Raw genomic sequence first — 25,559 nt, 5'->3', positions numbered from 1 at the left:
CTGGCACGACCCATGACTCTGGTCACTAATTCTCGTGACCGCATCCACTTCCCGCCGCTCCAACCGCAACTTAGGTTGAACAGCTATGAAACCGAGAATTCCTGTCAATGCGTGGGGACTTGCTCTGCGCGCCGTCGTCGCCATCGCGCTGCTTGATGTCGCGAACAAGATCCGTGTGCCGCTCCATCAACTTGCTGGCGACTCGCCGCTGGTTGAGGCTGCACTGTGGTGTCTTACTCCCGCCGTCATCGTCGCGTTTGTCACCGCTTGGGTGCGGTGGGTCGAGCGTTCACGCATCGACTGGTCCGGAGCACGTGGACTGGTCGGCGGCACCCTGATTGTCGCGGTGCCGATGGTGGTGGGCTGGGTGATTCTGGCTGCGGTCCAAGGCCGCGGGCCGGCAATCGAGGACGCAGAGGGCGTGCCGCTGGCAGCAGTGGTCGTTTGGATCCTCGTCCGGTCCTATTTGCTCCAAGGCATCCCGGAGGAGCTCATTTTTCGCGGATGGCTTTTCGACGTCACCCGCCACCGCGAAGCCCTCACGATTGCGTGGACGACCGTGGCGTTCACGCTTCCGCACCTGATGTCGTCCGGCGGGCAGACCAGCGCGCTCGACCACATCCTGTACCTCACCGTGCCGCTCGGCATGTCCATTCTCGGCGCTGCGCTGGTCTACACCTTCGGCAGCTTCTGGTGGGCGGCGGGCTCGCACGGCGGCATGCACCTGATGCTCGCCGTGCTGAGTCTGATCTACCCGCTGGAGCTGAACAGCCTGACGTGGGTAGTTCTCGGGTTAGCGCAGGTGCTGTTTGGGGCGGCGTTGCTGTGGTACCGGCGTAGCCGTCGTCAAGCAAAAGCTCCTGCTTAGACCTCATAGGTCATTGGGGCGCCCGGGCCGAGTGGAATGCCCAGGTAGTACCAGATGAGGAAGAAGGCGAACCAGCCGATGAGGATGGTGAAGAAGTAGGGCAGCGCCATGGAGATGAGCGTGCCCACACCGGCCTTCTTGTAGTACTTCTGCATGAACGTGAGCGTGAGTGCGAAGTACGGCGACATCGGGGTGATGATGGAGGAGGCAGAGTCGCCGATGCGGAAGAGCATCTGGGAGACCTCGGGGGAGACGCCGACGAGCATCATCATCGGCACCAGAATCGGGGCCATCAGCGCCCATTGTGCGGAGCCGGATGTAATGAACAGGTTCACGAACGCGACCATGATGACGAAGCCGAAGAAAAGGACCACGGTGGGCAGGTCCCAGCGCTGCAGCAGCTCCGCGCCCTTGATGGCGGTCCAGCTGCCCAGGTTGGACCACTGGAACCAGGCGAGGAACTGCGCCACAGCGAAGAAGAGCACCAGGATTGGCACCAGGGTGGTAATGCCCTTGGTCATGAACTCGGGGACGTCGCTCCAGCCGGTGATGGACTTGGTGACCAAGCCGTAGACGATGCCGACAACGAAGAACATCAGCGCGATGGGCACCGCGATGGAGCGGATGAGCGGCGACTCCATGAAGCCTTCTTCTGGGCGCGCGAACGGCGAACCCGGGATGAAAAGCAGTGCGAAGTAAGCCACGAAGAATGCCAGCAGCGCGATGCCGGACCACTTCAGACCCTTCGACTCGATGTCGGTGAGGGTGAGGTCTTGGTCGGAGGTGCTGTCGTTGTCTGCTTTGTCGTTGTCTTCGTCGCTGTCTTCACCTGCCTTGTCCAGGTCAAGTTCTTCGTCGACGATGTCCTCGTCCTCGTGCATGTGCTCCATGCGCTTCTCTGTGAACAGCTCTGTGAGCACCGTGATCAGGATTGCCAAGACGATGGCGGAGGGGATGACGAAGAAGATGTTCGCCAGCGGGGAGACCTCGTAGTTGGGGTCGATGATGTTCGCGCCGGTGGTGGAGATGCCGGCGAGCAGCAGGTCGGTGATATTCAGGATCAGCGAGGCGTTGAAGCCACCGGCGGCCGCGGCGAAACCGACCATCGTGCCCACCAGGGGCGAGCGGCCCACGGCGTGGAAGGCCATCGCACCGAGCGGGACGATGATGACGAAGATCGCGTCGGAAGCGATGGAGCCGGTCACACCTGCCAGCGCCACCATGAAGGTGAGCATCCGCGGGCTGACCTTGGCCACCATCGCGCGGATCATCGCCGAGAGCAGGCCGGAGTGCTCCGCGACGGCCACGCCCAGCATCACGGTGAGGATCACGCCGAGCGGAGGGAACGCGATGAAGTTTTGCACCGCATCGGTGACCATTTTGGAGATGTACTCGCCGGTGAGAAGGTTCTCGACCTGGACGGTCTCTCCATTGCCTGGGTTGGTCGCCTGCATACCGATGCGGTTGCCAATCCAGGAGGAGGCGACGGTGATGATGCCAAGAATGACGAAGAGCCAGAACGGCTCGGGCAGCTTGTTGCCGACCTTTTCGATCCAGCCGAGCACACCGCTTTGGGTGCCTTCGTTCTTCTGCTTCTTATCGTCGCGTTTCTTGCCGTTGCCGTTCTGGGCGTCGTCGGCGGTGACTTTGGTTGAACCGGTCATCGGGGCACACTTTCCGTTACGGGGCACTGCACGGTAGGCACCTTACAAAACATCGACCGTTCTTTCGCATGCGGTCGCAGTGTTTTCCCGCGCCCCTGTTAAAAGGCTTCAAATTGGATGTACATTTCCGCAAGGAGCGGTTATTGTGAAATCCATGAACAAGCCGATTCTCGCTGTGGCTACCGCGGCGGCGCTTTCCGCTTCGACGTTGGTAGCTCACGCCGCTACTAACGACGAAATCGCTGACCTGGTCTCTGTAGCTGAGGACTACAGCCCGAGTGCCGGTGGCAGCGCTATTGCTGATGGTGTGGAGCCACTCTCGCCCAATTTCGGCGGCGCTGAGCCTGGCAGCTCCGAGGTCGGCAGCGCTGAAATCGATGGTGATGAGCCTGGCAGCTCCGAGGTCGGCAGCGCTGAGCCCAGCAGCGCGGAACTTGAAGGGTCGGAGGAATCGGACGATACCCTCACTGGCGTGACGGTGGTCTTGGCGCTCCTGGGTGTTATTGGCGGAGGCGCGTACCTCGCTGTAACCAACGGCCTAGTCACTCTGCCGGATGCAATCGCCCAAGCAGGCTATGACATGGGCGTACCTGGGGTTACACCGAACCAAGGGTCATGCGATTCGGCGGAGTTCGACGCTGTGGTCGATGGCTGGCCCGCGCCGCTGGGCACAACGGTTAGTTATTGCGATGGCCTTTTCGCCACCGCAGGCGCCAACGGCACCGATTGGGTGGCGCACTTTAACTGGCAAAACGGACAGTGGCACGCCATCTCGCCCGATGGCTTCAGCCAGCCATCTGGGTACCCCTGTTACAACGGGTACCGGATCAGCGAGATGGGCGGACCGGAGGAGTTCACGCGGCAACTTTTGCACTGCACACCTGAAGAGATCGCCTCACCTTAAAACTCCAATAACGGAAACGTAACACTCGGTGCAGAGAGCGTGGGATCGAACTAGTTGCTGTCTATGAAAAAGCCACTGCTCGCCGTGACTGCGGCTGCCGCCTTGACCATCGCCTCCGTTATCTCACCATCCGGTGCACACCTTCCAACCGCCACCGCGGCCGAGGGCTCCTCCGCTGCAGCCGATGCCGCTGTCGCACTCGGGACGAGCGAAACCGTGGACTTCATCTTCCGCAACGGGCGCTGGGAAATCCTCAACTATGACGGCTACACCACCCGCGGCAACCAGCGTTTCGGCTGCTTCAACGGCTACAAGCTCAACGATCTCGGAGCACCAGAAGCGTTCCGCCAAAACGCCTACATTTGCACGCTGGCTGAGATCGGCCGCTAGCTCCACTCCCGGCCGACGGCGGCGATACCGTTGGCCAGCAGGGTGGTGAAGAACGGCACCGAATCGGGGTAGATGAACTCGTGGCGGGCGTGCGCCCCGCCGCCGTCCGCGCCCATCCCGCAGATCACCGGCGTGCCTTCGTCCGCGATGAAGTTCGCGTCTGAGCCGCCGCCCACCTTCGCGCTATCTAACTCGCGGCCCATCGCCTCCGCCTCGGCCTTCAGCAGCGCGAAGAGGCGCTTAATGCCCTTGGTAGTCGGCATCGGCGGGCGACCCCAGTCGCGATCCACCGCGATGGAAACGCGTTCGTCGGAGATGGAAATGCGGTCTAACGAGGCGTCGATAAGCGAAGGCTCTTCCTTGTCCCAGTGTCTGATGTCGAGGGTGGCTGTGGCGCGACCGGCGGTGACGTTTGCGCTGGTGCCGCCCTCGATCAGTCCGACGTTGATGGTGCGGCCGGCGTCCGGGTCGGCGAGTTTGACCGCCTCGAGGCACCATTCCATGAGCCCGGTGATCGCGCTCGCGCCCTTTTCCGGTTCGAGGCCCGCGTGCGCTTCGATGCCCGTCGCCGTGACTTGAATGTTGCCGATGCCCTTGCGGCCCACCTTCACCTTGCCGCCGGCCGCGGGCGCCTCCATGACGAATGCGGCGGTGGCCTCGCGCGCGTGTGCGCGAATGGTTGGGGAAGAGGTCGGGGAGCCGATTTCCTCGTCACCGTTGAAGATCACGGTCACGGTCGGGCGCGGCGTGTCGGAGTCGTTGAGCAGCTTGAGTGCCCAGATCGTCTGCGCGAGCCCGATCTTCATGTCGTAGAGGCCGGGGCCGGAGAGGCGCTCGCGCTGGTCCTCGCTAGCGTCGACGGCCGGCGGGTTCCACTCGGCCATCGTGCCCACCGGCCACACCGTGTCGTAATGCCCCACGAGCAGCACGTTCGCGTCCTGCGTGCCGTTGTACGTCAGCACCGCGGTATCGCCCTTGTCCTCGTGCGGAAGTCGCTCGAAGTGGTCCGGTTCGCCGAGTCGCTCGCGGGTCAGCGCCAGCAGTCCGTCGAGGGTCTCATCGAGGTGGGCCTTGCTTGTCGACGGCGACTCACGCTCCACCAGTTCCATCGCATCCTTAAGGATTTGGTCGAGTTGGTCTTTGGCGAGGGATTCTGGGATGGTCATGGGCCCCATTGTTACAGGCGGGTGTTGTTGCGCCAGTGCGCGGTGCGCAGTGCGCAGTGCGTAGTGCGTGATCGCCGTGGCCGAGCACGGGTTAGACTGCCAGCGTGAACCAGCGCACCGACCTCACCTACCAGGCCTGCATCGGTTTTCTCGGGTTCTTCGCGTTCCTCGCCGTGATCCAGGCGGTGCTGAACCTGTTCAGCCCCGAGCCTGCGATCTGGCCGGGGCTGTTCGCGGGCGTGCTCGTGCTGCTGACGTGGTGGCTCACGCGGCGCTGGCAGCGGCTGCGTCGCGATGCTCCCGGCGCGCCTGACACGCCTGGCACGCCGGATATCTAAGTCAACTAGGTCGATGAGCCAACGACGCGATAGCTAGGATCGGGCGCGTGGAGATCCTCGAACAGCACCTTGCAAAATGGCCGGTCGACAACGTGGCGGCGGGACTCGTCGGCAAGCATGAAGCGACTTTCGGCGACCCGGACCGTGTCTTCGAGCTGGCGAGTGTGACCAAGCTTCTCTCGGCATACGGTGTGCTCATGGCCGTCGAGGAGGGAGCTTTTGAGCTTGACGACGCCCCGTCCAACGCCCCCGAAGGAGCCACCGTTCGCCACCTCCTGGCGCACGCCTCGGGCGTCGGCTTTGACTCGCGCGAACCCCAAAAGCCGGTGGGGGAGCGGCGCATCTACTCCTCCGCCGGTTACGAGATCCTCGCCGAGTTTGTCGAGGAGACCACCGGCATCGCCTTCCCGGACTACCTGGCAGAGGGGGTCTTCGCCCCCTTGCAAATGGATTCGACTCGGCTGGTGGGAAGTGCTGGGCATGGGACGGAGGCGTCGTTAAGTGATTTGCTCCGCTTTGCGCAAGAGGTGCTGGAACCGACCCTGCTGAGTGCGCAGACCGTGCGCGAGGCGCGGACGAACCAGTTCGGCGACCTGCGCGGCGTTGTGCCTGGTTACGGGATGCAAAAACCGTGTCCCTGGGGCCTGGGCTTTGAGCTGAAGGGCGAGAAATCGCCGCACTGGACCGGCGACGGGATGCCGCCGGAGACCTGCGGCCACTTCGGCATGGCGGGCACGTACCTGTGGGTGGCTGATGGGCAGGCGATGGTGGCGCTGACGGACCGCGAGTTCGGCGACTGGGCGAAGCCGCTGTGGCAGGAAACGAACACGGCGATCTGGGAGGCGTTGCGCTAGCTGCGCGACTAGCATCCGGGCAATGGAATTGTCCGAAAACGTGCAGACATTGTTCTTCGTGCTGGAATACACCGGCGTGGGGCTCGCGGCCACCATCGGCGGCACGATTGCCAAGCGGATGAACTTTGACATCATCGGGTTCGCGTTCGTCGCCCTGATCTCTTCCCTTTCAGGAGGGCTGATCAGGGACGCAGTACTTAACGACGGCCCGGCCGCCGCACTTACCCACCCCGGCTACATCATCACCGCCACCGCGGGAGCGTTGTTCGCGTATCTTGTGGACCTCAGAGGCAAGGCGTGGGAGACGTTTAGGTTCTATGCCGACTTGACCACGATCGGGGTGTGGGCCGTCGGCGGAACCCTGAAAGCGCTGGCTAACGGGCTGAACTGGGTGCCGTGCGTGATCCTGGCGATTATCACCGCGATTGGCGGCACGCTGGTGCGTGACGTGGTGCTGCGGCGGATTCCGTCGCTGTTCACGGAGCAGAAGATGTACGTCCTACCCGCGATCGCGGCCAGCGTGGTGATGCTGGTGTTCAACCACTTCGGCATGCTCTACGGCGGCATGCTGGTGGCGGCGGTGATCGCGCCGATCTTGGCTGTGGCGCTGAACTTCGGCGGGCGCTACATCACCGCGTTGGATGCGAAGCGTACCGAGCGCCCGCTGGAAGAGAAGCTTGCCGACGCCCTCGGGTTGGAGAGTGATTTCGACGGGGCGGAAGAGGCCGCCGGCGAGGTGGTCGCGGCGCTTGACGCTGCCTCTGATGCACAGCTTGTTGCGGCGCTGCGTGTGTTGTTGCGCAATGAGGTGAAAGAGCGCACCGAGGCGAAGGCGTAAGTTAAGACCATGCTTTACCTGCCCATTGCGGTGTTCGTCGGCGCGATTGTGCCCGTGCAGACCGCAGCCAACGCGCGCCTGCGCCTGTCGGTTGGCAACCGCCCGATCGTTTCTGCGCTGATCTCTTTTTCTATCGCGCTGACGATCGCTTGCTTGGCGACGCTGGTTTTGCAAGGCAACCCGCTTCCACAGTTCAGTGACTCACCGCCGTGGTGGGGTTGGCTCGGTGGTCTGTTCGGTGTGGCTTTTGTGATTGGCAACATCCTGCTGTTTCCCAAGCTCGGTCCGGTGCAGACCGTTGTCCTGCCGATTCTGGGGCAGGTGGTGATGGGCCTGGCCATCGACCAGTTCGGTCTCTTCCGCGCGAAGCAGGTCGACGTGAGTTTGCTGCGTCTGTGCGGTGCAGCGGTGGTTTTGATCGGCATCGCTCTGGTGATGCGCGTCGGTCGTTCGCCTGCGATGACGTCGTCGCCGGTGTCTGGGCCAGAGGTGTGGCTCTACCGCTTGATTGGCGTTGGGGTTGGCATGGGTTCCGCGATGCAGACCGCGGTGAACGGGTACATGGGGACGATCGCAGGCTCGTCGTTGCACGCGTCCGAGATCAACCTTGCCGTCGGCGCGGTGCTGCTTTTAATTACGGTGTTGGTGTCGAGCCCGCGGCAGCTTGTCACGCAACCCACTGCGGGACCCTGGTGGATGTGGCTCGGCGGCTTCGTCGGCGCGATGTTTGTGATCGCCGGCGCGACGCTGGCTCCGATCCTCGGTACCGCTACCACGGTGATCGCGTTCAACGCCGGCAACATTGCGGGTGGCCAGCTGATGGAGTCCGTCGGCGCGTTCGGTGCCACGAAGACGCGTATCGACGGAGCGCGTTTACTCGGCCTCGTGCTCATCTTCGCGGGCGTAGTCGCCGTTCGCCTGCTCTAGCTCACAGCTTCGCGAGCCTCCCCAGTAACAGTCCGCCCAAATTTAGCGGCACCTCGCCCAAACCTCGGACTGCAAGGTTGCCTGGTTATGCACCGACCCGTCTACAACCGTTGTAGAAGAGTCCGTAAATCGAGCTGCAAAACCCCAGGTCGAAATCGGGCAATGTGCCGACCCCTCTACAAAGCCGAATCAGTCAATGGTTATCCGGTGACCCATACGTGAGCAGAAAGAGAAAAAGCCTGCGGGTAAGTACCGCAGGCCAAATTCGAGGTTGTGCTACTTAACAGCGACGAACTTCTTCTTCGTGAACATGTCTGGCTCGACAGCCAGTACACCCTGGTCTGCAGTATCAGCCGGCACCAGAAGCGGGATGTTGCCACTCACGCTGCCGCCACCGTAGAGGGTGGTGAGCGTGTCTAACTGATTCGGAGCGACCGCAATGTTGTCGGTGCTGCTGATTGTCGTGCCGTCGATAGTGACGTAGTCGATCGAAGCCCAGGGGGTAGAGCCCTGCGGGTCATCGCCCGTGTAAGTCAACGTCACGTCCGCCAAAATGTACTTCTGACCCTCGCCAGGCGCATCGTTGAACGGGTTCGCTGCTATAACGGCTTCGGTGGCATCGAGGTCGACACTGTTAACGGTTGCGGTCCAGTCGCTGCCCGAAATTGCAGTACCGAGTGGAAGTGGGTTCTCGCGAGAATCGCCAGCGCCGCCAGCTGCATCGTTGTTCTTGTCTGCGTCCGAAGCGGGTTGATCTGAGAGTTGGTTTGCCGGGTCAGCGGGTGCGATAGTCGGCTCGGCGTTGAACGACTCGTCGACCGCGTTACCGATAACGGTGAAGAACACAATGAATCCAACCAGGGTGCCTACGATCGAAAGGATCAGTGCTGCGAGAGCCATGCCTTTCTTCTTGCCGCGCGCGAAGAGCCCAACGAGGGAAAGGATGAATGCAATCGGAAGCAGGATCCACCCGATGATCAGCGCTCCGGGGACGCAGGCGAAAATGAACCCGATGACCGCACAAACTAGTGCTACGAGGCCGATGGTGTTCTTCTCTTTCGCGACGGGGGCGGGAGCGGGTCCTGCAGCCATCGGATCAACTGGATAGTTCGGACCCTGAGGAAACTGGGAGTTTTGGCCGGGGCCTTGGTAAACGCTGGACATGGGGAGTGATCCTCATTTCGGGATGGAGGTCGAGACCTCAAATGGAAAACAATGAAACATCCGGTTAACGGGGTCCAGCCCTCTAAAACCAAGATGTCTAAAGCTCTACTTTAGCTAGAGCGAATAGGGGGATCAAGCTCGGGTTTAGGGTTGCCGGGGTGGCTCGTGTGACGCATGATCGGCTCCACGACCAGAGATGCCGGAGAGATCAACAGAGATCGAAGGTGTCCAGCGATACTTTAGAGGCCGTTGGGGAAGACGAACCTCTCGTCTCGCACTGTGTCGGTGGGGAAGTGGAAGTAGTCACCGCTTCGCCACCGGCACTGTGCGCCGCCGAAAACGCGGAATGACCGCGAACAAACACGGAAGGGTCCCCAGCCATGACCACCACGCTCGTTGCCGCACGCGAAAACACCTCTGCAACCGCACGCCAGGCCGCGCACAAAGCCGCGCCGCAGGAACACTACGACTTCTTCGCGCTCGGACAGTCTGCGCTCGCGCAGCCCGCAACCGCAGCGCCCGCGACAGAGCGCACCACCTTGATCATTGAGGGGATGGATAAGCGGGTTCGACGGGCCGTCGAAAAGCTTTTGCTCCTGCTGCCTGAGTCGAACGAGGCGGGTGAGGTGTGGTTCACGCGGTGGCGTCGCCAGGCGAATGGCTCCTACTCCTGCCGTGAGAACCTGAATGCGCCGCGCGATGCGCTCGCTGAGTTCGAGGCTGAGCTGCAGGCGCTCGCGGCGGAGGAGGGGTTCATGGCACAGTTGGAACACCGTCCGTACGCTGGAACGTATGTCTAACCCGTATCGAGTACAAAACCCGAAGACAAACACTGTTATTGAGACGTTCGATTTCATCTCGGACGACGACCTTGAATCCGCCCTCGCCACCGCGCACGACGCGTTCAAAGAGTGGCGCGAGCTTAGCTACGACAACCGTGCGGAGAAGCTGCGCAAGGCCGCGCAGATTTTCGACGAGCGCCGCGACACGCTGACCCGCATCATCGCTGAGGAGATGGGCAAGTCCATCAAGGAAGGCGACGGCGAGGTCGACGACGTCGTCGAGATTTTCAACTACTACGCCGACAACGGCGCGGAGTTCGGCGCGGATCAGGAGATCCCGAACAACCAGGATGGCACCGCAATTCTGCGCAAGGTTCCGCTCGGCGTGATCGTGGGCATCATGCCGTGGAACTTCCCGTACTACCAGGTCGCACGCTTCGCGGCGCCGGCGCTGATGGCCGGTAACACCGTGATGGTCAAGCACGCTGAGATCTGCCCGCGCTCCTCGCAGCAGATCCAGGACATCCTCGAGGAAGCTGGCTTCCCGAAGGGTGCATTTACCAACCTGTACGCCTCGCACGACCAGATCGCGACGCTGATCGAGGACTCCCGCGTCCAGGGCGTTTCCCTCACCGGCTCCGAGCGCGCCGGTCGCCAGATCGCTTCGCAGGCCGGCCAGGCGCTGAAGAAGTGCGTGTTGGAGCTCGGCGGCACCGACGCGTACGTGGTCCTCGACGCCTCCGACGTCAAAGAAGCCGCGCAAACCGCGTGGAACAAGCGCATCGGCAACACCGGCCAGGCCTGCACCTCCAACAAGCGCATCATCGTCATGGAAGACATTCACGATGAGTTTGTCCAGGAGCTTATCTCGCTTGCCGACGCCTACGTCAAAGGCGACCCACTCAATCCCGGGGAGGCAGGCGAGCACGAGTACTTCCCGCTTTCCTCGCGCGATGCCGCTGAGAAGCTGGCCCAGCAGGTCAAGCTGGCCGTGGACGCTGGCGCGACCCTGCACACCGGCGGCGAGCTGGACACCGAGGGCGCGTACTTCTCTCCTGCCGTGATGACCGGTATTCCGGTCGGCTCCGATTCCTTCTACGAGGAATTCTTCGGCCCGGTGGTGACCGTGTGGAAGGCGTCCTCCGAGGAGGAAGCCATTGAGCTGGCCAACGACTCGCTGTACGGCCTCGGCGGTGCCGTGATGTCGGAGGATGAGGAGCGCGCCAAGAAGGTGGCGAACCGCATTGACACCGGCATGATCCACGTGAACATCCCGCAGGCGCGCGGCGCTGAGCTGCCGTTCGGTGGCGTGAAGAACTCCGGCATGGGCCGCGAGCTCGGGCCGCTGGGCATGGACGAGTTCGTGAACGTCCAGCGCTACTTCGTGGCCGACTAGCTGCGGGGGTGCCGCTAACTCACCCCTACCTAACTTAGTAAAGGTTAGGCTAAGTAAATTAGCAGAAGCAGGGCTGGTTACCCTCCTTCTGTTGCGGAATCAGTGCTCTATCCGCTGGTTTTTGGCGGTCAATGAAACACGCAAAGTCCCGCAGACACTTCTTGCCTGGGTGTCTGCGGGACTTTTCGAATCATTTGCGACGAACGTACGGTCAACGATCTAAACTTTTAAGGTGCCCTGCTTGGACCTATAGGTTAGAGAAAGTGTATTTGAATGGCTGCTTTGCGTGATATCGACGGTTTCAGTTTCGAGTTTGAACATCTAGGGCAGACTGTTCTTCCCATCTTTAACCCTCCCAAGCCGGCAAAACGATCCAGCAAGAACGGGCAAGGGTCAGAAAGAACCGCCGGGAACCGGCAACTGCCGAGGGCTGCCGTCTTGTTCGGGAGAAATGGAGCAGGCAAGTCATCAATCGCTCGGGCACTCAAGCAGCGTGATGGCGGTAGAGCGTGGCCAATACTTGATGGGCAACGGGTGTCCTGGAGCGACTGTGTATTCGAAACACATGTCTTCGATGAGGAGTATGTCCAACAACACGTGGAGGCCGCCGAGGCTGACGGCATAAAGCCAATTGTTTTAATTGGCCAACAAGTGACAAGGACTCAAGAAATCGAGAAAATTAAAGCTGAGATCACCGAGCTTGAGGAAAAGTACGACGACGGGGAGGCTCGTCTATCGAGGTCGACGGCTGACAAAGATAAGCAATTGAGTCTGATAAAGGAGACGCTAAGCGCTCAAGGGGCGCATTCCTCATGGAAAGCGCGCTTGGTAAAGATTGACCCTCACCGTAGACCCAATCTCACTAGTAAGAGGATTGGCGAGATCCGTTCCACGGCTAAACCAAATACTTCGTTGGACCTGCTGTATAAACAGTTTGACTCTCTTCTTGACGAATATCGGGATCTAGATGGCTCCGGGGAGGTGTCTCTCGAATGCCCCAAAATCGAGCTTCCGGGGAACCTCAGGGAGATAAAGGCGCTACTCGATCACACTATCTCACCAGGTGCTGAGGAGAGAGAGGGTAGAACGAGAGAGCTTAACGCTATTGGTGTCGAGGATCACGCGACGCTTAGACGAAAACTCCGAGAGACATTCGCTCTCGAAAACCAGTTTTGTGCCGAGTGCTATCAAGAACTAGACAAGCACTACAGAAGCAGAATCCGATCTCTGATACAGATGGAGCTGGAGGAGCGAGATAAACACGAGCTGGGGCGCAGAGCTCGCGGTCTTCGCACCAGGCCGATCAGTCCGCTCGTTTTAACAGAGTTGCACGTTAATCGGCTTCCCGGCGCAGCTGAATTCAATGAAAAGATCGCCGCCTGCAACAAGCTGCTCGACCAAATTAACGAAAAGCTGGAATATAAGGTTGGCAATCCTAATGTGCGGGTTGACTTTGACCTACAGGAGATTAGTTCGGTCTTTGAAGATGCCCAGCTAGCTCGAAACAATTTGCAACAAGCCGTCGTGGAATGGAATCGCTCCGTTCGAAGTGTAAACAAAAGTCGGCAGAGGCTTTACGACCTGAATGACCAAATCGCGAGACTGGAAATAGACGGAGTAAACGAGACCCTCGTTCCGCTCGAGTGGGAAACCATGCAGTTGCGTACTGAGGTAGACAAGTTAAAGAGGGATATGTACCGGCTTGAGAGTAGAAAAGCAGAGCTAGAGGCCGCAAACCTCGATAGCGCTGAAGCGGCAGCTAAAATTAATGCCTTACTCAATCGCGTTTTCGGCGCGAGCGCGATTAGGCTGGAGCCGAGTGAGACCGGTTATATCGTCGTGAACCGTGACCGCAGCCTGTCACCGGCGCATCTGTCCACCGGTGAACGCAACATTCTCGCCCTGTGCTACTTTTTCGTCTCGCTTTCCGAGCGCAAGGGATATGACGAGCCTCTTGATGGTGCCCACTTAATTGTTCTGGACGATCCGATATCGAGTTTCGACTTTGATAACCGGTACGGTGTGGTTTCACTGATCCAAGAAGCGCTGGGGCGTGTTTTCGATGGGAACTCCGATTCACGGGCGATTATCCTCACGCACGATATTACGGCAGCAATCGATTTGGAGAAGGTTGTCAATAAGCTTCTCAACGGGCAAAACGTCTCGGTGGAACTCAAAGGACAGGAGCTCGCTCGCGCTCATTTCGCAAGCTACGATCTCTACCAAGGGTTGCTGGAGAAAATGTACTTGTACGCGTTTGGAGAATCTGGTGGTCTTAATGCGGATGGGTCATCCACTCATGCCGCCCCCAGTGCAAATGAGGTCCGTAGGGTATGGGAAGCATTCACGCATTTCGAGGTGGGGGAGAATTTGACCGACGCCTCAACTTCCGAAAGTGTGTTAGAACACATTAAAGCTGTATCGCCCCATGCGGAGAGGTTTGTCAAGCGATTCCCGGGGCGCGTGTTCGTCAATACGGATTCACACTCAAGAAATCAATTCCTCGCTCTCAATCTCACCTTGGCTCCGGCCCTTTCGGAACGCAATTATCACCAGTATGTTGAAGAAACGCTTTTAATGATGCACGCCATTTCGTCAGTGCACATTCCTGCGAGATTGCGGATTGAAGAGTTGGAAAGGGCGGATATACAAAATGTCCTGGATTCGAGGCTGAAACAGCTCTCGGGTGTGGCTTGATCTCTATAGAAGCGCTTCAGATTGTACTCCTGTCGCGACATTATTCGCCCTTCATATTAAACCTCTAGGAAGGGGTTGAGGCCGTAGCCGCGAGGGACAGCCCGAGTCGTCATCCTGCATCTTCGCACACTGAGTAGCGTGCTTGACTAGGTGCCCCGAGGAGTTGGTTGGGATGCCCCCGTGTGAATTTCGAAGTCGGCTTGTTGGCCACGCTGTCCGACGCGACACCTTCTCCCTCCACCACCCCCGCTCCCATGTTGCGCACAGCACATACTCAGGTGAAGATCGTCTCAGGCCACATGGCCTCTAAATTATCCATCCACCTGGGGGAGCTCATGACCACAACTTTTAGCCGCGCGAAGGCGCTGCTTGCCATGATCCTGTCCGCGATCCTCGTGCTCGCGGGTGTCCACGCCACGCCGCCGGCTCACGCCGAAACCAAAGACCAAGACATCACCGTCTTATCCATGAACCTCTGGTACGGCGCACAGGTCGCACCGGACGGCCCGGCGTACAAGGACGTCGCCAAGACCATCGAAGAAGTTGGCGCCGACATCGTCTTCTTCCAGGAGACCGTCACCTACAAGGGCGACCCGATCGGCGCAGCGAAGCCGATCGCGGAGGAGCTCGGTTGGAACTCGTTCTCCCCGCGCGACAACGAGTTCTACCCGGGCAGCGCTTCGGTGATCTCGCGCTTCGACATCATCGACACGAAGCACTTCATCGACGCCGGCGAGAACAACCGCTGGGCCAAGGCTCGACTGAAGGTCGGCGACGACATCATCGCCGTCTACTCCGGCCACCTCGAGTACAAGGACTACGCCGTCTACTGGCCGCGCGGCTACGCAGGCATGGCGCAGGGCGACGAGTGGCCCGAGAACTACAAGAAGTGGGACAAGCTCGAAGGCCCGGTCACCGACGCCGAGACCATCCGCAAGATCAACCAGCAGTCCGGCCGCCCTGACGCCGCAAAGCAGCTCATCGAGGACGCCAAGAAGGAGACCGAGCAGGGTAATTTCGTCATCTTCGGCGGCGACTTCAACGAGGCCTCCGCGCTCGACTGGACCGAAGAAACCAAGGATTCCTTCCAGCGCAACGGTCTCGCGTACAAGTGGGACACCACACAGTTGCTTATCGACGCCGGCTACGTCGACACCTACCGAACCATGCACCCGGACCCAGCGAAGGCCCCGGGCACCACGTGGCCTGTGAAGCAGTCCCACGCACCAGCATCCCAGTCCGCTTGGATGAAGGACGCTGACGAGCGCGACCGTATCGACTTCATCTTCTACCAGCCCACCGGCCGAATCACCCTGGACTCGGCGCAGCTGGTCGGTCCGAAGGAAACGGTGAAGAAGGGCGAGGCCGTGGTCGACCAGACCGAGGACACCATCTTCACCCCGACTGCCCCGTGGATCTCCGACCACCGCGCGACCATGGCGAAGTTCATCATCCACCCGGTGACCTACGTCGACGTTCCGCGTGACCCGACCAAGCCGGAGAAGAGCTCCGATGCATCCAGCAAGGCCGGCGCCGGGATCGGTATCGCGATCGCAGCGGTAGTCGGCATTCTCGCTGCAATCATCGGCGTGCTCGGCAACTTCGCGGGTGTCCAGCGTGCCGCCACGGTCGCTGACCAGCTGCGTTCGCTCCAGCGCTAGCCGGAGCCGCGTCTAGCCGGCGCCGCGGTTAGTTGACTTCGCCGCCGGCGTCGCCTTCGCCCTCGCCGTCGTCGTTGTAGCGTCCGTCGCCGAACGGATCACGTACGCGATCAATCAGCTCCGCCACCGAGTCCAGGACCAGGGTGGGGCGGTACGGGTAGCGGGCGATCTCGGCGTCGTCGGCAATACCGGTGCGCACCAGCACAGTGCGCATGCCGGCTTCCAGACCGGCCTTGACGTCGGTGTCCATACGGTCACCGATCATCACGGTGTACTCCGAGTGCGCGCCGATTTGGTTCAGCGCGGTGCGCATCATCACCGGGTTCGGCTTGCCCACGTAGTACGGCTGCATGCCAGTAACCGCGGTGATCATCGCCGCTACAGAACCGGTCGCCGGGATGACGCCGTTCGGTCCCGGGCCCGTCATATCCGGGTTCGTTGCGATGAAACGCGAGCCGCGAAGAATCAGGTTGCAGGCCGTGGTCAGCGCCTCGAAGGAGTAGGTGCGGGTCTCTCCAAGCACCACGAAATCTGGATCGGCGTCGGTGAGGATCCACCCGACCTCGTGCAGCGCGGTCGTCAGACCAGCTTCGCCGATCACGTACGCCGAAGCCGCACCAGCCTGCTGTGAAAGCAGCCGCGCGGTCGCCGTCGCGGACGTCCAAATCCGCTCCGGCTCAATGTGCAGACCCATCCGCACCAGCTTCGCGGAGAGGTCGCGCGGGGTCTGCATCGAGTTGTTCGTCAGCACCATGAATTCGATGCCCTCATCACGCAGCGTGCCGATGAACTCCTCCGCGCCCGGGATTACGCTGCCTTCGCGGTGCAGCACCCCGTCCATGTCGGTCAGATATGAAATCATGCTTCCTCCGAGTTCTCCTCGAGATATTCCGCCAGCTCACCTACGGTTGCACATTTGTCGTACACGCGCTCGTCGATGCGCACTCCGAACTCCTCCTCGATCCGGATCGCCAGCTCGATCCGATCCAGCGATGACAGCGCCGAATCGGTCAGTGGCGTTTCGGGGGAGAGGTTGGCGTTGAAATGATCGTCGATAAGCGAAAGCAACCGTGAAACCGTGTCTTCCTGCACGAGTTCGATCTTGTCCAACCCCAGGCGTTCGCTTAGCTCCATGCCCTCATAATAAAGATGTGCCATGCACAGCACGCGATCTGACAGCTAGGAAAACTGTAGGTGAAGCGTCGGACAAAAGTTCTTGAACAATTCGGCCTCGGTGCACTCATCCCGTGAAAGCGCTTCCATTAGGTGTTTCAATGAAGGCATGAAGAAGAACCTGAGATTTGCGAGTGCAATTGCTGTATTGGTGGGAATGGCGCAGGCCACGTCCCTTTCTGTCGCTGTAGCCGATGCCGCTGAACCGGCAGTCATCCAATCCCATGATTCAGTTTCTCGTTTGCGTCTTCCACTAGAGCCAGCACCAACCCCATGGATTGCTGCGCACCGTGGTCAATGGCGCGACTTTCCCGAAAACTCGATTCCAGCGATTCTGCAAGCAATTGAAGACGGTGCAGAAATTGTCGAGATGGACATCAATCGCACCAAGGATGGGCAGCTTATCCTGATGCACGATAAGACCGTGGACAAGACGACCAACGGTTCGGGCAAAGTCCTTGACTTCACCCTGGAGGAAATTAAGGCTCTGCGTTTGCGCGAGCGGCAGGGTAACGGACCGGCTCCACTCACCGAGTACCAGGTCCCGACCTTCAAGGAGGCGCTCGAGGCAGTAAGGGGAAAGAATGTTCTTTTCAATCTAGATAAAGGCTGGGAGTATCGCGAACAGCTTTACCGCGAGGCCGCTGAGTTAGACATGCTGAGCTACGTAATTTTCAAGGGGTCGCCCAACGTAGATGATGCTGTGGCGTTCATGAAAGCTCACCCGGATGCTTATTACATGCACGTCATCGATGACTCGGAGGTCTCGCACTTAGAGGAGTTTGGTGACGCCATGCCGGACGCGTTCGAGATTGCCTGGGATTCCCCGGATGACATTCAGGGCACCGATGAATTCTGGAAGCAAGTTGATGCTCGGTCCGCCATTTTCGGAAATTCTCCGTGGGACGCCGTGTCGGGCGGGTACACGGATGAGGCATCATTGTTGGATCCGTCCGCTGGGTGGGGTTATCACGTTTCCCGCGGGGCAGATGTTATTCAGACTGACAACGTGAGAGCAGTAGCCGCGTGGCGTTCTGGTGTAGATGTGACAGGATACCTGCTGAGGGATGGTTCCATCCGGGTGCAAGCTGAGAATTACGTCAACGACCCGGCGTGGTACTACGACGTCAACCCGAAGAATGAATGCAAGATTCCGGTGACGTACCCGGAGAGCCCGGTTGATGCTTGCAACTTGGATGGGGCGCAGATTATCCAATACATCCGCGACGGCGAGTACTGGGCCCTTGATTTCGAGATCCCGGCTGACGGCGAGTATGAACTCACGATGCGCCAGTCCGCCGACACTGAGCCGGGCGGCACGGTGACAGTCGAGACCGTTGATGGGCAGAAGCGGACGATAGACACTCCCAACACCTCGCACAACCGACACTTCACCGTCATCAGTCTCGGCAACTATGAGCTGAAGAAGGGCACGAACAGGATCAAGTTCACCTTCACTCACCCTGATTACATGTCTGTTGACTGGGTGCAAGCAGATTTGGTTGCGCCAGCGGTTGAAGTCATCACCACCTCGGCACCGGTTGCTACAGCAACCGCAACCTCCACACAAGAGTCGGCCGCCCCGAAGGCCACGGCATCTACGGGGGAGGCCACCGCGACTACTACGCCGACTGAAGTGTCCGGTACACCGCTACGCCCTACTAGGACCCCGGCCGAGCCGACTGCCGATGCTGCCAAGCCTGGAAGCAGTACCGGACCAGCCATCGGTGCTGTAATCGCAGTGATTCTGGCAATCGGCATGTTGATTACCGCTGGGCTTGGCGGTGCATTCATACCGGTAATTGAGCAGCTTCGTGAACTTGTGACGCGATAGGGCAACTCAACCTGGATCGGCAGGTATCCCGCGAAGTCCCGCAGCGAATCACGATGTGGGGCTTTGAAATCTCAGATGAAAGTAAACGTTAAGTGACCAACCGGAGAAATTTCTCTTAAAGAATGCGTATTGTGTAGGCGCCCCCGTGAAAGCGCTTCCATTAGGTGCTTCAATGAAAATATGAAGAAGAACCTGAGATTTGCTAGTGCAATTGCTGTTTTGGTGGGAATGGCGCAGGCCACGTCCCTTTCTGTCGCTGTAGCCGATGCCGTTGAACCGGCGATCACCCAATCCCATGATTCGGTTTCTCGCTTGCGTCTGCCGTTGGAGCCGGTACCAACGCCTTGGATTGCTGCGCACCGTGGTCAGTGGCGTGATTCCCCGGAAAACTCGATTCCCGCGGTTCTTGGGGCTATCGAAGATGGTGCAGACATCGTCGAGATCGACATCAAACGAACCAAAGATGGTCATCTCGTCCTGATGCATGACAAGACTGTCGACAGGACTACGAACGGGACTGGTGATGTGGCCGATCTCAGTTTGGAAGAAATCAAGGCGCTTCGGCTACGGGAGCGGCAAGGCAACGGTCCGGCTCCGCTAACCGAGTACCAGGTCCCGACCTTCAAAGAGGTTCTAGCAGCAACCAAGGGAAAGAATGTGCTGCTCAACTTGGATAAGGGTTGGGAATATCGCGAGCAGCTCTACCGCGAAGCGGCTGAGGCCGGAATGCTCGACTATCTACTTTTCAAGGGGTCTCCCAACGTGGCAGAAGCCGTGGCATTCATGCAGGAGCACCCCGATGTGTTCTACATGCACATCATCAACGACAAAGAAGTTTCCCACGTGGATGAATTCGGCGACACCTTGCCGGATGCGTTCGAGATCGCGTGGGATTCCCCAGAAGACGTCCAAGGCACCGATGAGTTTTGGAAGAAGCTTGATGGAAGAACCGCCATCTTTGCGAACTCCATGTGGAACTCTGTCTCGGGTGGTTACACCGACGAAGCATCCCTGATTGACCCGGCCAAGGGATGGGACTACCACGTCTCCCGGGGCGCAGACATGATCCAGACTGACAACATTGAAGCCATTGCTGCATGGCGCTCTGGCACTGATGTAACGAAGTACCTGCTCAATGAGGGCTCGATCCGGGTTCAAGCCGAAAACTATGTGAACGATCCAGCGTGGTACTACGACGCAAATCCGAAGAACGAATGCAAGGTTCCGGTGACCTACCCGGAGAATCCGGTGGATGCGTGCGATCTGGACGGAGCTCAAGTTGTCCAGTACATCCGAGACGGCGAATTCTGGGCGCTCGACTTCGAGATTCCGGCTGACGGCAATTACGAACTCACGATGCGTCAGTCCGCAGATACCGAGCCAGGCGGCACGGTGACAGTCGAGACCGTTGATGGGCAGAAGCGGACGATAGACACTCCCAACACCACGCACAACCGACACTTCACGGTCCTTAGCCTTGGAGAATTCGAGTTAAAGAAGGGGACTAACAGAATAAAGTTCACCTTCACTCACCCTGATTACATGTCTGTTGACTGGGTGCAAGCGGATATGGTTTCGCCCGTGGCCACAACTTCGACGACTCCAGCAACGGCTGCTCCGACAGTTACTACGACCACGGTGGCGCCGGAGGTGGAGACCTCTACGGAAGCTACTTCGACGGGGGAGACGAGAACGGATTCCCCAGAGCCAACTAGCAGCACTGTAAAGACGATCGGCGGTGGAGTACTGGGTGTTCTTGCAGTCGCAGTCACTGTCATCGCGAAACTTGGCGGCGTGCTCACCTCGGTAATTGAACGGATTCGAGCGTTCTTGCAGTTGTAGTTTCGCTCAGGCCTTAGGCCTGTTGCCAGATTTGTGAACCCTCCAAAGCGTGTGCCCGCTTCGGAGGGTTTCTACTCAGGTCTTCCGATTGTGCCTTCATTGGTTGGCGGCCTGCGTGCATTCGCGAACTAGTGAGCTCCGCCAGAAAATCTATGGGCGGAAGCCAGGGTGCGTCCCGGCACAAAGGTACCAACGAATGTTTCATGGGTAACAGGCTGGCGCGGGTTCTCGAGGCGGGAACCCATAACTTGTGCTGCGCGCGTTACAACACCTTCAACCGGCAAACGAAGCGTCGCTAGTCCCAAATGCTGCCATCGAGGGAAAACCCCATCCACACCTGTCACGCTAACGTTATCGGGGATCTGAAGACCCGCCATCGTGCAATAGTCGATGAACTGTAACGCCCAGTAATCTGCTGGAAACATCACACAGGTGATGCGTTGTTCCCGCACGAGATGCAAAACGCGTTGAACCGTGGCCATCCGCTGAACATCTTCGCCCGCTTCGACCACGACCACATCTATATCGGCTTGCCTGAGCGTGCGGATCATCGATTGAGAGCGGTGAGATTCAGAAGGGGAAACCTCGGGTGATACGTTCACCACGCAAACGGCCTGATGTCCGTGGTAGATCACGTTTTTTGCCATGATTTCGCCGTGGGCGTCTTCATCATACGAGATTGCGGTTATCTCATCATGAAGTTCCGGGCGGCCAACGGAAATCATTGGGACGGTATCCAAGAGCACTTCAACATCAGAAGGTCGAATGGATCCTGTCGCTAGGAAAATGCCGTTGACTCCGAGCTTCACAAGACGGTCAAGCGCCGAGAGCTCGTCGACAGTTTTGCCCCGAATGGTCGGGACCGACGTTACAAGCTGGAAACCGAACTCGTCGGACTGGCGCTGCATTTGGGAGTAAAGAAACCCGTAGTAGGTGCTGGCTGGATTACGAAGCAATAGTCCCACAACTGGCACTTCGTTTCTGCGGCCCGCAAGGGATTGGGCAGCCGCGTTAGGTACATATCCAAGTGCCGCGATTGCCTCGTTCACCCGGTCGATCGTTTCCTTACTCACTGAGGAGTTGCCCGTCATCACCCGGGAGACTGTTGCACGAGAAACGCCCGCGACGCGCGCGACTTCATCCATGGTGACGCGCGCTGTGCGGCTGCGTGGAATATTCATAGTCCGAGGCCTCGTCGCTGCTGTGACAGGTAAACGAAACCAATAATATAGGCCCACCCGGACCGATGCTGCCCGACTCCTACTTACGCGAGGCGAGAAAGTGTCGGAGCAGCATCGGCCAGTCGGTCTGGATGATGTCGGCGCCGTGATCTACCAGTCGGCCCCAACCCTTTTCCGGTTCATCCAGAACCGAGACTTCATCGTCCCAGCCGAGGAAAAGCGGGACACGATTTGGAAGGTTTAGTGCGTTCAGTTGAACCAGCAGGTTCCGTTCGTGCAGTTGCTCCACAAACGATGGGGATGCCAGCGCGCAGTCGGTAGATGCGGCGACGATCTCGACCGCTACAAGGTTAATGTCGGGCCAGTTTAGAGCAAGTTCCACGTCCTGCATGGTCTTCACGATTGGCATGTACGGGTACTTAACCGGGTGGGAAGCAAGTTTTCCGAGCCACTCCTCCGAAACCGGCGACTTTAGAAGAACCCGATCAGCACATTCGAACTCGTCCATGTATGGAAGGAGCCGATCCCAGTAATCCCAAGAGCGATCGATGTTGAGGATGGTCTCCGGGAATGAACTCAAGATCAAGCTAAGTCGTTCGAGCCCGTATTTCTCGGCCTCAGCAGACACATAGAGGTCGAACTGTAGCTCCTCCAGTTCTGAAGTGCTCAAAGTGAGAATGTCTCGATCGAGACCGAAGTATGCCTCTTCATAACCGTTATGGAACGTGAAGAAGTCACCGTCTGTCGATTCGATAACGTCGATCTCGACGATATCGGCGCCTGAGACAATCGCGGCGCGCACGGCTTTCGCGGTGTTTTCCACAACACTTCCAGCGTTCTGTCCGCGATGGACCGCCACCAGTGGTGTTCGTGCGTTTGCGGCAGCCAACAAGCGTCTATTGATGTCGACGTAAGTCGGGTTCCCTAGAGCAGCGAACCTCACTACTTCATCGCCTCCTTGGTCTCGGTGGGAAGGGCCCGACGCTGAAGAACACCGCGGAGACGACCCCAAATGCGTCCGCGATTTCGGGTTGGTTTCCCGCTGCCCCCGTAAACCAGGTAAAGAACCACGGCGGAAATGATCATCAGCAGCACTGTGTAGACGAAGGTCAGTGCAGTTGTGTCGGTGAGAGTGTCCGACTCAGTCGCGTTGTAGATGAAGATACCCAGCGGCTGGTAGAAGGGGTGCGAAAGGAAGATCGCGGTGTCGTAGTTATCCAAAAGCGAGTTGAAGTTCAGGGCAGTAATAGCCGCCGCAACCGGAAGCACGATAGGCAACAGAATCCGTCGGAAGATGTTGAAATCGCTTGCGCCGAGCAGGGACGCTGCTTCTTCCAGGTTGTCAGGAATACCGGTGTATGACGCTTTCAGCATTCGCAACGTGAACGGGATCTTCTCAATGACGTAACCGATTGCGAGCAGCGCAATCGTTCCGGATAACACTTGCCCCAATACCAATGGCTGCGGCTTGCTAAAGGTCAGGAGCAGGCCGAGTGCAATCATCGTGCCGGGGAGCAGCCATGGGATGTGTAGCAAGTATTCGAGCCAGATGGTCACGGTGTTGCGGTGGCGCTGAATCAATCGCGCCACAAACAGCATGGCGAATACGACCACAACTGATGCGACCGCGGAGTAGGCGATTGAGATCGCGAACGGCTTAATTGCCGCAGGATCGGTGAAAATGCGGGCATAGTTGCTCAGCGTGAAGTCATCCAAGCTAATGCGGCCGCGGGCAATCGCAGAGGCGTTTGTAAACGAAAAAACGAAGATCAGCACTGGAGGAATGACGTAGATCAGCCAGAGCAACCATGCGAGAACATGGACGATCACGTTGACTACGGGATTATCAATCTTCTGTTTCTGAAGCGCGACCGGCACCTTCGACACAGAGAAATATGTGCCGCCCTTCTCTGCTCTGTTGAGGATGGCCAGCATGATGATGGTCATGATGCCCAAGAACATCGCCAGAGTTGCCGCGAGGTCGCGGGAACTGACTGTCCTTGAGAAGGTCAGAATCATTGGCGAGATGGTTTGAAAATTCTCGCCGCCAAGGATCAGCGGCGCCGTCAGCGCTCCAAGACCACCAAGGAAGGTCAGGATGGTGATGGCAAAGACCATCGGGCGGAGCACGGGCAGCACCACAGCGCGGAAGGTTTGCCAGGTCGATGCGCCCATCTGCTTGGATGCTTCAATGGTCTGGTAGTCGATTTTCGATATCGAATCCGTGAGAAAGAGCAGATGGCTTCCTGTCCCAGAGAAGGTCATCACCAAAATTACGGCCAGTGCACCTTGAAACCAGTGGGTATCAATTCCGGGAAAGAAGCGCGTGGCGACGTTGGTCAGGTAACCGTTCGGACCGTAGATCAGATTGTAAGCGGATACCATCACAACACCGCCGTACAAAAGCGGTGTAGCAAACCCGAGGAAGAGGATTCGCGAGCCTTTGATATCGAAGTATCGGGTGACCAGCACAATGAAAATGCCGATCACGTTAACAGTGATGCATAGCGCAAACGCCAAAATGATTGAGTTGCGGAGCGACATCATCGCGCGTTCAGAAGCAAAGAGCTTAGGGAAGACATCCAGACTCCACTCGCCCTGCGGCGAAAGACTCCGAGAAGCAGCGAGAGGTTTGGCCAGATGAGGAACGCGATGAGGACATACGCCATCGCAATCAGAATCACGATGTTGAGCGGAGACTTCAACATCGAGCGAATCGATAACAGATTTCTGTTCATTTGAAGAGTCATCCTCACTCTGCGACTCGTCGTCCATCGGCGTCAAAACTGCTGATTGCTGAGTCATCCAGCAACAGGGTCACATCGCTGTTTGTAGTCCCCAGGGGGTGCAGTCCTGAAACGTTGACCCGCAATGGCGAACCCATGGCGTTCACTTCAATGACTGAATGATCACCTAGGTAGCTTTCACCAGTTATTGTCGCCGGTAGCCGGAGCTCGTTACCGATGCTCGACGTGTTGTCGCGCTGCACGGTGAGACGCTCGGGACGAATGTAATGCTTGTGTGCCGGGGACAGGCGAGCACCCTGGTTGTTCAACTCGTCAATCTGAGCTTCGCTGAGAGGATTTACCTGCCCGAGGAAGGTGCAGACGAATTCCGTTTCGGATTTCTCGTATAGCTCGCGTGGCGTGCCAACCTGCTCTATGCGCCCTTCGTTGAGAACTGCAATGCGGTCGGACATCGACAGTGCCTCTTCTTGGTCATGGGTGACATAAACCGTAGTGATTCCGACTTCAGACTGAATGTCTTTTAGCTGGCCACGCAATTGCTTACGAAGACGAGCGTCAAGGTTGGATAGTGGCTCGTCAAGCAGCAAGATGTTCGGCTCCATAACCAATGCACGCGCGATAGCGACTCGCTGCTGTTGTCCGCCCGAGAGCTCCGAGATTTGCTTGCCCAACTGCTCGTCTGTCAACGAGACTTGCCTGGCTGCCTTAAGCGCACGCTCAGAGATCTCAGTCTTAGGCAACTTCGCCATTTTGAGTCCGAACTCAATATTTTCGCGCACGTTCATGGAGGGGAACAGTGCGTAGTTCTGGAAAACCATTCCGATGCCACGTTTGGAGGGGTGCGCAAACGTGACGTCCTTGTCGTCAATGAGGATCTTCCCTGAGGAAGGAGAGATAAAACCGGCAAGGGTTCGCAACGCAGTAGACTTGCCGCACCCGGAGGGGCCGAGGAATGTGAAAAACTCGCCCTCCTGTACGTCCAGGTTGAAGTCGGGGATCGCGACAAAATCTCCATAGATGACCTTGATGTGGTCAAAGGTGATCATTAGGGCCTCCGAGGGGTGAAAGGGGAGATAGAAAAGCACGGCCTCGTCTGTGTGCGAACGAGGCCATGTGTTTAGGGGAATACGGAG

22 protein-coding genes are annotated in these 25,559 nt (G+C 58.6%); 13 read left to right on the top strand and 9 right to left on the bottom strand.

Translation table 11 applies throughout. From position 1 onward, the window contains the following. The first annotated feature begins 85 nt into the window (after nt 1-85). The gene (locus tag CGLAU_RS09005) at nt 86-868 is read left to right on the top strand and encodes a CPBP family intramembrane glutamic endopeptidase (RefSeq protein ID WP_095660404.1); all 783 of its coding nucleotides are present in this window, start codon (nt 86-88) and stop codon (nt 866-868) included. Here CGLAU_RS09005 and CGLAU_RS09000 read toward each other — a convergent pair. Continuing rightward, nucleotides 865-2,532, bottom strand: a complete 1,668-nt coding sequence (locus CGLAU_RS09000) for an AbgT family transporter (RefSeq protein WP_095660403.1) — start codon at nt 2,530-2,532, stop codon at nt 865-867. The genes CGLAU_RS09005 and CGLAU_RS09000 overlap by 4 nt on opposite strands. Before the next feature lie 154 nt (nt 2,533-2,686). Between CGLAU_RS09000 and CGLAU_RS08995 the strand changes: the two genes are divergently transcribed. Together CGLAU_RS08995 and CGLAU_RS08990 are read left to right on the top strand one after the other, a co-directional pair. Next, nucleotides 2,687-3,436, top strand: coding sequence for a hypothetical protein (locus tag CGLAU_RS08995; RefSeq protein ID WP_095660402.1), 750 nt, complete (start codon nt 2,687-2,689; stop codon nt 3,434-3,436). Between the two features lie 63 nt (nt 3,437-3,499). Continuing rightward, on the top strand, nt 3,500-3,826 hold the full coding sequence (locus CGLAU_RS08990) for a hypothetical protein (RefSeq protein ID WP_095660401.1): 327 nt from the start codon (nt 3,500-3,502) through the stop codon (nt 3,824-3,826). Here CGLAU_RS08990 and CGLAU_RS08985 read toward each other — a convergent pair. Continuing rightward, a complete protein-coding gene (locus CGLAU_RS08985) occupies nt 3,823-4,992 on the bottom strand; it encodes a M20 family metallopeptidase (protein WP_095660400.1) in 1,170 nt (389 codons plus the stop codon). The genes CGLAU_RS08990 and CGLAU_RS08985 overlap by 4 nt on opposite strands. Nucleotides 4,993-5,096: 104 nt before the next feature. Here CGLAU_RS08985 and CGLAU_RS08980 point away from each other — a divergent pair, with 104 nt between their 5' ends. From CGLAU_RS08980 to CGLAU_RS08965, 4 genes are read left to right on the top strand one after another with little or no spacing between them, the layout of a single operon-like run. Further along, nucleotides 5,097-5,330, top strand: a complete 234-nt coding sequence (locus CGLAU_RS08980; RefSeq protein WP_198304904.1) for a PEP-CTERM sorting domain-containing protein — start codon at nt 5,097-5,099, stop codon at nt 5,328-5,330. A gap of 47 nt (nt 5,331-5,377) precedes the next feature. Beyond that, entirely contained in the window at nt 5,378-6,184 is an 807-nt protein-coding gene (locus tag CGLAU_RS08975) for a serine hydrolase domain-containing protein (protein WP_095660399.1), read from the top strand. Nucleotides 6,185-6,206: 22 nt separating this feature from the next. Further along, nucleotides 6,207-7,022, top strand: coding sequence for a trimeric intracellular cation channel family protein (locus CGLAU_RS08970; protein ID WP_095660398.1), 816 nt, complete (start codon nt 6,207-6,209; stop codon nt 7,020-7,022). Between the two features lie 9 nt (nt 7,023-7,031). Beyond that, nucleotides 7,032-7,949 carry a DMT family transporter gene (locus CGLAU_RS08965; RefSeq protein WP_095660397.1) on the top strand — a complete coding sequence of 306 codons (918 nt, stop codon included), beginning with the start codon at nt 7,032-7,034 and terminating at the stop codon, nt 7,947-7,949. A 276-nt stretch (nt 7,950-8,225) separates the two neighbouring features. Here CGLAU_RS08965 and CGLAU_RS08960 read toward each other — a convergent pair whose 3' ends face one another. Then, nucleotides 8,226-9,041 (bottom strand): hypothetical protein, encoded by an 816-nt coding sequence (locus CGLAU_RS08960; RefSeq protein WP_198304897.1) that lies wholly within the window; start codon nt 9,039-9,041, stop codon nt 8,226-8,228. 452 nt (nt 9,042-9,493) lie between these two features. Here CGLAU_RS08960 and CGLAU_RS08955 point away from each other — a divergent pair, with 452 nt between their 5' ends. From CGLAU_RS08955 to CGLAU_RS08940, 4 genes are all read left to right on the top strand, one after another. Beyond that, nucleotides 9,494-9,913 (top strand): hypothetical protein, encoded by a 420-nt coding sequence (locus tag CGLAU_RS08955; RefSeq protein WP_095660396.1) that lies wholly within the window; start codon nt 9,494-9,496, stop codon nt 9,911-9,913. Beyond that, the gene (locus tag CGLAU_RS08950) at nt 9,906-11,291 is read left to right on the top strand and encodes an NAD-dependent succinate-semialdehyde dehydrogenase (RefSeq protein WP_095660395.1); all 1,386 of its coding nucleotides are present in this window, start codon (nt 9,906-9,908) and stop codon (nt 11,289-11,291) included. The genes CGLAU_RS08955 and CGLAU_RS08950 overlap by 8 nt, the downstream gene beginning before the upstream one ends. A gap of 273 nt (nt 11,292-11,564) precedes the next feature. Beyond that, nucleotides 11,565-13,988, top strand: a complete 2,424-nt coding sequence (locus CGLAU_RS08945) for an AAA family ATPase (protein WP_095660394.1) — start codon at nt 11,565-11,567, stop codon at nt 13,986-13,988. Nucleotides 13,989-14,287: 299 nt separating this feature from the next. Further along, nucleotides 14,288-15,649 carry an endonuclease/exonuclease/phosphatase family protein gene (locus CGLAU_RS08940; RefSeq protein WP_157731310.1) on the top strand — a complete coding sequence of 454 codons (1,362 nt, stop codon included), beginning with the start codon at nt 14,288-14,290 and terminating at the stop codon, nt 15,647-15,649. 28 nt (nt 15,650-15,677) lie between these two features. Here the strand turns inward: CGLAU_RS08940 and CGLAU_RS08935 are convergent, their stop codons facing one another. Further along, nucleotides 15,678-16,511, bottom strand: coding sequence for an HAD-IIA family hydrolase (locus tag CGLAU_RS08935; RefSeq protein ID WP_095660392.1), 834 nt, complete (start codon nt 16,509-16,511; stop codon nt 15,678-15,680). Beyond that, complete coding sequence (locus CGLAU_RS08930; protein WP_095660391.1) at nt 16,508-16,807, bottom strand: acyl carrier protein; 300 nt, start codon at nt 16,805-16,807, stop codon at nt 16,508-16,510. Before CGLAU_RS08930 ends, CGLAU_RS08935 begins: the two co-directional genes overlap by 4 nt. A gap of 124 nt (nt 16,808-16,931) precedes the next feature. On the opposite strand from CGLAU_RS08930, the gene CGLAU_RS08925 reads away from it, so the two are divergent. Then, on the top strand, nt 16,932-18,656 hold the full coding sequence (locus CGLAU_RS08925) for a glycerophosphodiester phosphodiesterase family protein (protein ID WP_095660390.1): 1,725 nt from the start codon (nt 16,932-16,934) through the stop codon (nt 18,654-18,656). A gap of 180 nt (nt 18,657-18,836) precedes the next feature. Continuing rightward, complete coding sequence (locus CGLAU_RS08920; protein ID WP_095660389.1) at nt 18,837-20,498, top strand: glycerophosphodiester phosphodiesterase family protein; 1,662 nt, start codon at nt 18,837-18,839, stop codon at nt 20,496-20,498. A gap of 128 nt (nt 20,499-20,626) precedes the next feature. Here the strand turns inward: CGLAU_RS08920 and CGLAU_RS08915 are convergent, their stop codons facing one another. The 4 genes from CGLAU_RS08915 to CGLAU_RS08900 form a co-directional block, all read right to left on the bottom strand. Then, complete coding sequence (locus CGLAU_RS08915) at nt 20,627-21,679, bottom strand: LacI family DNA-binding transcriptional regulator (protein ID WP_095660388.1); 1,053 nt, start codon at nt 21,677-21,679, stop codon at nt 20,627-20,629. Nucleotides 21,680-21,758: 79 nt separating this feature from the next. Further along, complete coding sequence (locus CGLAU_RS08910) at nt 21,759-22,622, bottom strand: glycerophosphodiester phosphodiesterase family protein (protein WP_198304896.1); 864 nt, start codon at nt 22,620-22,622, stop codon at nt 21,759-21,761. Continuing rightward, on the bottom strand, nt 22,622-24,484 hold the full coding sequence (locus tag CGLAU_RS08905; protein ID WP_198304895.1) for an ABC transporter permease: 1,863 nt from the start codon (nt 24,482-24,484) through the stop codon (nt 22,622-22,624). Before CGLAU_RS08905 ends, CGLAU_RS08910 begins: the two co-directional genes overlap by 1 nt. Then, nucleotides 24,432-25,472, bottom strand: coding sequence for an ABC transporter ATP-binding protein (locus CGLAU_RS08900; protein ID WP_095661149.1), 1,041 nt, complete (start codon nt 25,470-25,472; stop codon nt 24,432-24,434). The genes CGLAU_RS08905 and CGLAU_RS08900 overlap by 53 nt, the downstream gene beginning before the upstream one ends. Between the last annotated feature and the right edge of the window lie 87 nt (nt 25,473-25,559).

This window comes from Corynebacterium glaucum (assembly GCF_002287505.1).
Classification (GTDB): Bacteria; Actinomycetota; Actinomycetes; order Mycobacteriales; family Mycobacteriaceae; genus Corynebacterium; species Corynebacterium glaucum.
Note: the sequence above shows the minus strand (reverse complement) of the source record. Positions and strands in the feature narration are given on the sequence as shown.